An 8,846-nucleotide genomic window follows, 5' to 3' on the forward strand; every position below is an offset into this window, starting at 1 on the left:
AAGTTATTCAATTAAAGGGCAGATTAATTAAGGAAATCTTAAATCTATTCTAAAGATCGAACTCATTTTTAGAATGCAAATATTTAATTGAATCGGGATGTTTAGATGAAAAAAATATAAGTCCACTCAAGATAAACAAGTATCAGGTGTGTTAGGTAGTTTAAGCGACAAGTATAGGATTGATGCAAGTATCCTTCGCATAGTAACTGCATTATCAGATTTTTTTAGGGCCAAATTTTTTGGTAAGGTTAATGGATATTGTGAAAAAGTATACTTAAAATAAAGAAGATAGTTTAGGTCAATAAGATAAAATTATGAATTTGTATAAATAATCCATAATTTTCTTTATGAGTTATATTTGGTATGTTAAAGAAAAGAGAGGAGAGGGAAATGAAATAAGAATTTTTGATGCACATTTTCATATTATTGGTTTAAGTTTTTCTGATTATTGAGAATTGAAGGGGTTTTCCGACTGATTAAATGTGATTCATATTTAGTAAAGTGTTTAATCCAACTAAAATATATTTAGAATGAGGTTTTACATGTTTGTTTTTATTATACTAGACGTAATATTACCAATATTAATATTAATGCTAATTGGTGCAATCTTACAAAGAAAGTTCCAATTTAACTTAAAGCAGCTTTCTACACTTATTACTTATTGCTTAATGCCAGCGGCTGTATTTGTGAATATATATGATATTAGTATAGAGACAGGTTTGTTGCTCCAAATAATATACTATTTAATGCTTTATAGTCTGAGTCTAATCATAGTAAGTCATTTCATTTCAAAAACATTAAAGTTAGAAAAAGGAGAAAGTGCAGCTCTAAAAAATAGCATTTCGTTAATGAATTCCGGTAATTATGGGTTACCAGTAAGTCAATTGATTTTCAGTCACAATCCAGTGGGGGTTTCCATTCAGATTTTTATTGTGATTTTCCAGAATCTTTTAACTTATTCATATGGGATATATAACTTACTATCAGCAACAAAAACAATCGGAGGTATTATTCAATCATTTCTAAGACTGCCTGTATTTCATGCGCTCGTATTAGGGGTTCTCTTTCAATCTTTTAGAATTCAAATACCTAATTCTATCTTGCTACCTCTTAATCAGCTTGCGAATGGTTTTGTTGCAATAGCACTCATATTGCTAGGGGCGCAATTATCCAACATTAAACTTAATTTTTTCCATCGAGTCATAACATGGGCTTTAATTGGAAGGTTACTGATGGGACCATTATTAGCACTTGCTGTAATATACATACTAAACATCGATGGTATTGTTGCACAATCGTTATTTATTGCAAGTTCTTTTCCTACTTCAAGAAATACATCAACCATTGCTATGGAATATCAAATAGAGCCTGAATTACATGCACAAATCGTTTTATTTTCAACAATTTTCAGCATTATTACAGTAACTGTCGTTATTTATTTATCATATATTTTGTTTTGAATATACGTGCAAAAACGAAAAGATTTGAGGCGGTAAATGATGGACAGAAGTCCTATAGATATGAGAAGAAAGCAGTCTTTCATATATTGGGTGTCGTTTACAATTGTACCATGTTTCAAAATCTAGTGACTTAATTCAAAAAAAGAAACTTATTAGGGTTTATTTCGTATGGAAATCTTTAAAGTATTTACATATAGACTTGCGAAAAAAAGACACAATCTCGCTTATAATTAAAGTTATATGAGCTTAGGGTGATAGCGATGGGGTGGGAGTGTCAAGTAAGAATTTTATGCATAATTGCCACTAAGGGAGATGATTAAAAGTTGAGTAAACAGAATATCAGCACAATAGTTTCAGGAGATTTGATTGTTACCCATCTAATTGGCCAGATTAATACAGAGGATGTGTATGAATGGTTTAATGATTTTGAGCAGGTTTGTCAGCAATTTATTTCTGAGGGTCGGAAATACAAATTGTTGGTGGATAGAAAAGGGTATACCCCAAATCATTTTTCTGTTCAAAAAGTATGGAAAGATAAGTTCTTCAATGAAACCATTTTGAATCATAGTAAGGCAATTGCATTTCTTCTTGAAGAAGGAGAGATACTGAAGTATTTACAACAATCCAATACAAAAGAATCCGTGGAGTTTTTTGATGATTATGAACAAGCGCTAATTTGGTTGAATGAATATCCAATATAAAAACTGAATAGAAAGAGTTGCTCGTAATGTTACACTTGTCATGAAATTTATTTGTTTACAAGTTGCAAACACCATTTATTTTCTTCATAGATTGCTTGTGAAATAAAAGAACAGAACTACAATAAAAAGAACAAACGTCCCCTAAAAAACGTTTGTCCAAAGGTAATTACTATTTTAACTAAGAAATAGATTACAATTTATGTGTACGAGAAATCTTTTTTATAAGTTTAGGCAATATAGATGTTAGTTCTTGCTTCAAACGCTTCGTAAATGATGGATCTTTACCAGAAGTTGAAATAGTGACAACATATTCATTATTTCTTATAACGCCAGGTGTGTGAAAAGATGATTCTGTACCATCACTTACAACGTTAACCCACTGGAAATCATGAGCGGCCTGTTTGACCATCATATTTACAGCGTGTTGATTTGTAGCTGCATAAATAAGGTGAGCATCTTTAATATCATCATTACTAAAAGCTTTTTGCTTCCAAGTAATATAAGAAAGTTCCTTCATTTCCTCGCAAATTTCTGGGCTGACAACAGTGACGAAAGCGCCTGTATCTTTTAATCCAGACGCTTTTCGATATGCAATTTTACCTCCACCAATGATAACAACCACTTTATTTTGTAGATTAAACATAAGAGGGTACATGTTATACATATATGCATTCCTCCATTCGTTCTAACAATGTTAGTTTCATATATGTATCAAACTGAAGACAGTTACAAGTCGTAACATGATTGTATTTTTTTGTATGCAATTCAATTTTTTGAAGTAATAATCCGGTAAAGAGAAGGTATGGCATGACATATACATGGGACGCAGTCGATGTTATAGCCTTGAGCTCGGCAGTAAAAGAGGGAGTTCCTTTCGTTAAAAAGGAACAGGATACTGGCATACCAAGTTTTCGTTCGATAGCTGCTCCGATTTGTTGTAACTCATATATCGGTTGTGTATCACTACTGCCTCGTCCTACGAGTAAAATACTACTATTTTGCATTGGCATAGCTTCACGTATTCTTTTCACTACAAGTTCCACCATATGTGGATGTGTACTAAAAGGAGGTACAACTGAAAATGTTATTTGTGGATATTTCTTTTGTAGTTGTTCTATTTCAAAAGGAATATCACGTTTATAGTGAGCTGCTGCAAATAATAAAACAGGTACAATCATTATTTCAGTTACTCCCTCTATTATCGTTTCTGTAACTGCATCCGAAATAGTAGGTGTCGTTAGTTCTAGAAAAGCTATTTTTTGAATTCTTTCGTTTCGCTCTTTCATAACAGATTGAATAAATTGAATGAATTGTTCATTACCTTCTTGTAGCCGGCTCCCATGTCCAACATATACAATTCCTTTCATTGTCTCACCATGTCTTTCTTCATAAGAGTTTCTTGTAATTGATGATCTACGTTATGAAACCCAACTTTATTTGCATAGTATAAAGTTGGAACATCGGTATACGAGAATGGGAGAGTAAGAATATTGATAAAGCCAAGGCGTTTTATTTCTGCTAGAAACGTATCAATAGAAGCACGACCTTCAAATACAATGCTATCCCATGAGAATTCAGAAAGCATACGTGAATGAATTTCATCGAAGCGATGATCAATTGTGTACTCATGAGTCATCATATAGGAACCAGCACCAATTTTTTCTTGAATAACAGCAATTCGGTTAATGTTTCGTCCTAAATAAACTGTTGTATTGGAAGAGAACTCTGCTTGTTTACTTAGTAGCCCATATTGCATAAGTTTTTCTTGAGTGGCAACGTTCATATGTTGTAGTTGCGCTTGTAAAGAACGAATATCTTTTTGGTGTTTACTACATGATTGCATCAATATTTCTACACTTTCAGCTGAACAAAAAACAAGACGATTAACGTTAAAAATTTCATTGATTTGTTCAAGTGTTAATGTGTATTCTACCTTTTTGAAAGTAGGAATTTGATATATTTCTGCACCGGCTTCTTGTAACTTTTGCTTCATTGAACTTGTTTTATTCGTTGCAGATGCAAATAAAACTTTTTTCTCGTGTAATGGTTTACGTTCTTTCCAAGCGATCTGATCCCGTAAGGAAACGACATCACCAATAATTGTCATAGAAGGATTAGAAATATTTTCGTTTTTGACAATAGAAACAATGGTAGACAGTGTCCCTGTGACAACGCGCTGTTTACCAGTTGTACCCCATTCAATGACTGCTACTGGCGTATCTTCTTTTTTTTCTGCTTGTAGTAAGTTTTCACAAATTGTAGGTAAGTTTTCTATACCCATGTAGTAGGCAATTGTGTCGCTATTGTGAGATGAATTATATTTTCCATGGTCGGTTAAAGGACCTTTTGCATGTCCGGTTAATAAAGTGACGCTATTACTGTAGTCACGGTGGGTGAGGGGAATACCTGCATAGATACTAGCGGCGATGCTAGATGTAATACCTGGTACAATTTCATATGGAATATTTGCTGATGCTAAAGTCTCTGCTTCTTCACCAACACGGCCAAAAATAGATGGATCTCCGCCTTTTAAGCGGACTACGATTTTTCCCTCTTTCGCAAATTGAAGGAGGTGTGCGTTAATCATTTCTTGACGCATAGTATGATTCTTTGGCATTTTTCCGCAATAAATAAGTTCACATGTTTCTTTTGTATAATTAAGAAAGGAAGGGTTTAATAAGCGGTCATATAAGACGATATCTGCACGATTTAAGCACTCTATCGCTTTTTTTGTAATAAGCCCTTCATCACCTGGTCCTGCACCAACTAAATATACATATCCGTTCATATTCGCACCTCGTCTATTTTTATTTAAAAGGAAGCCAGGGGAGGCTTCCTTTTGTAAATTACATGTATATATAAATATCCCCGTCAATAACTTCTACTTCATACGTTTGAATACAACCATCATCAGGTTTTTGAACTTCACCTGTTAGTAGTGAAATTTTCCAATCATGTAGTGGACAAAAGACGAATTCTCCAGATATAATACCTTCCGCTAATGGCCCGTTTTTATGAGGACAACGATTTTCTACAGCTCGAATATCGCCATTTGAAAGGCGGAATAGGGCGATAGACATACCTTTCATTTGTACCTCTTTACCGATTTGAATAGGAAGGTCTTCTGCACGCATAACTTTTATTTTTTCTTTCGTTTGTATCATATAGATCACAGCTCCTTATTTCACAGTTTCTACTTCATACATCGCTTTTAATGATTTCGTTTCTAGTGCTTGTCCCCATGCTTCTTTATATGTGCCACGAGCTTTTTGGAAACGTTCATTTAACTTAGTGACCATATTTGCATCTTGCAGTATTTCCTTTATGTGATCGAAGCCTAATCGTTCTGTCCAGTAGGCAGTACGCTCTCCATAAATACCAGTTTCACGATAATATTGCATGTAAGCTGTAGCGATGCGAAGGACATCATCTTCAGTAGGGACAATCATTACAAAATCAGCTTCGCGTACTTCCGTACCACCATTTCCGCCAATATAAAGTTGGTATCCATTTTCGACACAAACAACGCCAAAATCTTTCGTCAGTACTTCCGCACAGTTACGCGGACAGCCCGTTACACCCATCTTCATTTTATGAGGTGTATCTACCATTTCTAATGATTGTTCAAGCAACATACCAAGTCCTAATGAATCTTTCGTACCGAAACGGCAGAAACGAGAGCCAACACATGATTTTACATTACGAAGAGATTTTGAATACGCATATCCAGAAGCCATATTTAATTCAGCCCATACGTTAGGTAAATCTTGTTTCTTAACACCGTATAAGCCAATTCGGCTCGCACCTGTAATTTTCACAAGTGGAACATCGTACTTTTTCGCAACTTCAGCAATTTTCATTAAATCATCTGCTGTTGTAACGCCTCCGTACATACGTGGAATAACAGAGAAGGTACCATCGTGCTGGATGTTACCATTCATTCTTTCATTCACGAAACGGGATGATTTATCATCTTCATATTCTTCTGGAATCGCCATACGTAAATAGTAGTTTAAAGCAGGACGACATTTCGAACATCCATCTTCATGTACAAAACCAAGAACGTTTCGTACTTCTTTTGGAGATTTTAAACTTTTCTCATGAATGGCCGCTACGACTTCATCACGTGATAAAGGTGTACATCCGCACATACCGGTAGACTGTGCAGAAGCATCAAAAGCATCTCCAAGTGTATGAGATAAAACTTGTTCTACAAGCGGACGACATTTACCACAAGACCCTGCGGCTTTCGTACAGGCTTTAACTTCTTCAAAAGTCTTTAACTCCTGTTCTAAAATGGCGTGAACGATTGTGCCTTTCGTAACACCATTACATCCGCAAATTGTGTCATCCGCACTCATAGTAGCAACGTCAAGTTCACATTCTTCACCAGCTTTGTGAAGAATGGAAGCTGGTGTATATTCTTGTATATCTTCTTCTTTCTTTAACATGCTAAAGAGGCGGGTACCGTCAGCTGTATCACCGTATAAAACGATACCGACGACTTTATTATCACGAATTAATACTTTTTTATAGGAACGTTTACATTCATTAAAGATGGATATTGCTTTCGTTTGATCATCTTCATAAATTTGGCCAGCAGAGAATAAATCACAACCAGCAACTTTTAATTGTGTACCGACGATACTGCCCGAATATCCATCAGTTTGTAAATTTGTTATATGTTTTGCTAATATCGCACCTTGTTCATAAAGAGGAGCAACAAGTCCATATGCGATACCGTCATGCTCTGCACATTCTCCAACTGCATAAATGGACTCATCATTTGTTAGCATATAGTCATTGACTACAATACCGCGATTTACAATTAGACCAGCATCTTTTGCTATTTGCGTATTTGGGCGTATACCGACAGCCATTACGATTAAATCACAATCTACAACTTCACCATCTTCAAATTGAATGCCCTCAACATGGTCTGTACCAAGAATTTTTACAGTTTTCTTTTCCATTAAAAACTTCATGCCTTGTGCTTCTAAATCTTCACGCAGAAGAGCAGCTGCTTTCGTATCTAGTTGTTGCTCCATTAAGCTAGGCATTAAATGAACAACATGTACGTCCATTCCTAAATCAATTAGACCTCTTGCGGCTTCTAAACCGAGTAACCCGCCACCAATGACAACGGCCTTTTTCTTTTCTTTAGCGGTATCTATCATAAATTGTGTATCTTCAATAGTTCGAAATCCTGTTACACCAGAAAGTGCGGAACCTTCAACAGGTAAAATAAAAGCACTAGAACCTGTTGCGATAATGAGCTTGTCGTATGTAAGAGTCCGCTTCTTTTCTGTAATAATAATTTTTTCTTCTCGGTTAATACTTTGAACTCTTTCATTCGTATACAAAGTTATTTCGTTTTCTTCATACCAACTGTATTCATTCATAATGATATCTTGCATATTTGTTTTGCCTTGTAAAACATGAGAGAGCATAATGCGGTTGTAGTTTGGATGCGGTTCATCTCCAAAAATAGTAATCTCATATGAATCACTATCATGTTTTAAGATTTCTTCCATACAGCGAATGCCAGCCATACCATTCCCGATCATAACTAAACGTTTTTTCATTTTCGTTTCCCCTTTTTATGTGAAATATTGAACAAAGGATTATATTTTTATTATAGAAAATCAAATAAGGGGGAGATGTGATATTTATCACATTTTTATAATGATTCACAAATTGTTAAAATTCGGTTTTATGTGAAGGGGATGTGAATATTTTTCGCGAAACGAAAAAGCAGGCCATAAGTATTTACACTCATGTCCTGCACTTGATTTATGCTTTCGTAATGGCACGCGGAAATAAAATATTATTTTCTAAATGAATATGCTCAAATAAATCAGACTCTAGCGCTTCGAGGCGTTGGTAAACAAGTCGATAAGTACCGCAAGCACCTTCTGGAGGAGTAAAGTCATTTGTCACTTTACGAAGTTCTTTTATAATATTTCCAGCATGATTGTGCTCATTTTCTAGTTCATCCACTACTTTACGTAACTTTGTATAATTTTCATCAGTTGGATTTTGTTCAAATTCTAAAATTAATGGGAAATCTTCCATTTCTTCTTTAATTAAATGCTGTTCTAATTCCATTTTAAGTTCATGAAATAGCTTATGAATTTGAGCTAAATGAGGCTGACTTGCCCCATGAACACGTAATACTTTTGTCACATATGGACTTAACTGTGGTAATTCTTCATTTAAATAGCGATGATGCTTATTTATAACATAATCAATCAATTCACGATAAGAAGCATTTTTCCAATCAATTTCCGATTCATTTAATCGTTTCGTATTATGATAAAGCGTATTTAACTCTGTAAGCACTTCAGTAGCTGATAAATTTCTTTCATGAATTGCATCAATAAGTGGCTTATTACCGCCACAACAAAAATCTATTCTATATGATTTAAAAAGATCACTAGCTTTCGGAAATTGTGTAACAATCTCACCAACAATTGAAGTTTCAGTAAATGTATGTTCCATATGAATGCCTCCATAAAGTTTTAATGTAATATCTAAATTAAGAATAGCGATAAATTAAAATCTATGTAGTGATTGAAATCACTTATTCTGTGTCGTTTTTGAGAATAATAAGAAGAATGTTATTAAAATAAGGGGGAAAGTAATAAGTGGTAATATTTTACGTTAATAAAAAAGAAGCTTAGTA

8 protein-coding genes and 1 pseudogene are annotated in these 8,846 nt (G+C 34.4%); 3 read left to right on the forward strand and 6 right to left on the reverse strand.

Annotated elements, in window-relative coordinates; all coding sequences use genetic code 11:
* Window positions 1-109: 109 nt before the first annotated feature.
* The 3 genes and pseudogenes from HMPREF1014_RS10730 to HMPREF1014_RS10740 form a co-directional block, all read left to right on the forward strand.
* Window positions 110-238: pseudogene (locus HMPREF1014_RS10730) on the forward strand (PspC domain-containing protein); the annotation flags it as partial.
* A 304-nt stretch (window positions 239-542) separates the two neighbouring features.
* Window positions 543-1,460 (forward strand): AEC family transporter, encoded by a 918-nt coding sequence (locus HMPREF1014_RS10735; RefSeq protein ID WP_000497509.1) that lies wholly within the window; start codon window positions 543-545, stop codon window positions 1,458-1,460.
* Between the two features lie 323 nt (window positions 1,461-1,783).
* Window positions 1,784-2,161, forward strand: a complete 378-nt coding sequence (locus HMPREF1014_RS10740; RefSeq protein WP_000043362.1) for an STAS/SEC14 domain-containing protein — start codon at window positions 1,784-1,786, stop codon at window positions 2,159-2,161.
* A 190-nt stretch (window positions 2,162-2,351) separates the two neighbouring features.
* Here the strand turns inward: HMPREF1014_RS10740 and HMPREF1014_RS10745 are convergent, their stop codons facing one another.
* From HMPREF1014_RS10745 to ric, 6 genes are all read right to left on the reverse strand, one after another.
* Window positions 2,352-2,825 carry a precorrin-2 dehydrogenase gene (locus HMPREF1014_RS10745; RefSeq protein ID WP_000282595.1) on the reverse strand — a complete coding sequence of 158 codons (474 nt, stop codon included), beginning with the start codon at window positions 2,823-2,825 and terminating at the stop codon, window positions 2,352-2,354.
* Entirely contained in the window at window positions 2,818-3,528 is a 711-nt protein-coding gene (locus HMPREF1014_RS10750; RefSeq protein WP_000676476.1) for a sirohydrochlorin chelatase, read from the reverse strand. The genes HMPREF1014_RS10745 and HMPREF1014_RS10750 overlap by 8 nt, the downstream gene beginning before the upstream one ends.
* Window positions 3,525-4,949, reverse strand: a complete 1,425-nt coding sequence (locus HMPREF1014_RS10755; RefSeq protein WP_001014973.1) for a uroporphyrin-III C-methyltransferase — start codon at window positions 4,947-4,949, stop codon at window positions 3,525-3,527. Before HMPREF1014_RS10755 ends, HMPREF1014_RS10750 begins: the two co-directional genes overlap by 4 nt.
* 58 nt (window positions 4,950-5,007) lie before the next feature.
* Window positions 5,008-5,325, reverse strand: coding sequence for a nitrite reductase small subunit NirD (nirD, locus tag HMPREF1014_RS10760; protein WP_000616686.1), 318 nt, complete (start codon window positions 5,323-5,325; stop codon window positions 5,008-5,010).
* 15 nt (window positions 5,326-5,340) lie between these two features.
* Complete coding sequence (gene nirB, locus HMPREF1014_RS10765) at window positions 5,341-7,746, reverse strand: NADPH-nitrite reductase large subunit (protein ID WP_000746946.1); 2,406 nt, start codon at window positions 7,744-7,746, stop codon at window positions 5,341-5,343.
* A gap of 208 nt (window positions 7,747-7,954) precedes the next feature.
* Entirely contained in the window at window positions 7,955-8,662 is a 708-nt protein-coding gene (gene ric, locus HMPREF1014_RS10770; protein WP_000401360.1) for an iron-sulfur cluster repair di-iron protein, read from the reverse strand.
* Window positions 8,663-8,846: the final 184 nt, after the last annotated feature.

The organism is Bacillus sp. 7_6_55CFAA_CT2, assembly GCF_000238655.1.
Classification (GTDB): Bacteria; Bacillota; Bacilli; order Bacillales; family Bacillaceae_G; genus Bacillus_A; species Bacillus_A cereus.

Excerpts from the sequence above, each read along its gene's own strand:
- nirB (WP_000746946.1), bottom strand. The coding sequence starts at position 7,746 with ATGAAAAAACGTTTAGTTATGATCGGGAATGGTATGGCTGGCATTCGC.
- nirD (WP_000616686.1), bottom strand. The coding sequence starts at position 5,325 with ATGATACAAACGAAAGAAAAAATAAAAGTTATGCGTGCAGAAGACCTT.
- ric (WP_000401360.1), bottom strand. The coding sequence starts at position 8,662 with ATGGAACATACATTTACTGAAACTTCAATTGTTGGTGAGATTGTTACA.
- HMPREF1014_RS10735 (WP_000497509.1), top strand. The coding sequence starts at position 543 with ATGTTTGTTTTTATTATACTAGACGTAATATTACCAATATTAATATTA.
- HMPREF1014_RS10750 (WP_000676476.1), bottom strand. The coding sequence starts at position 3,528 with ATGAAAGGAATTGTATATGTTGGACATGGGAGCCGGCTACAAGAAGGT.
- HMPREF1014_RS10745 (WP_000282595.1), bottom strand. The coding sequence starts at position 2,825 with ATGTATAACATGTACCCTCTTATGTTTAATCTACAAAATAAAGTGGTT.
- HMPREF1014_RS10755 (WP_001014973.1), bottom strand. The coding sequence starts at position 4,949 with ATGAACGGATATGTATATTTAGTTGGTGCAGGACCAGGTGATGAAGGG.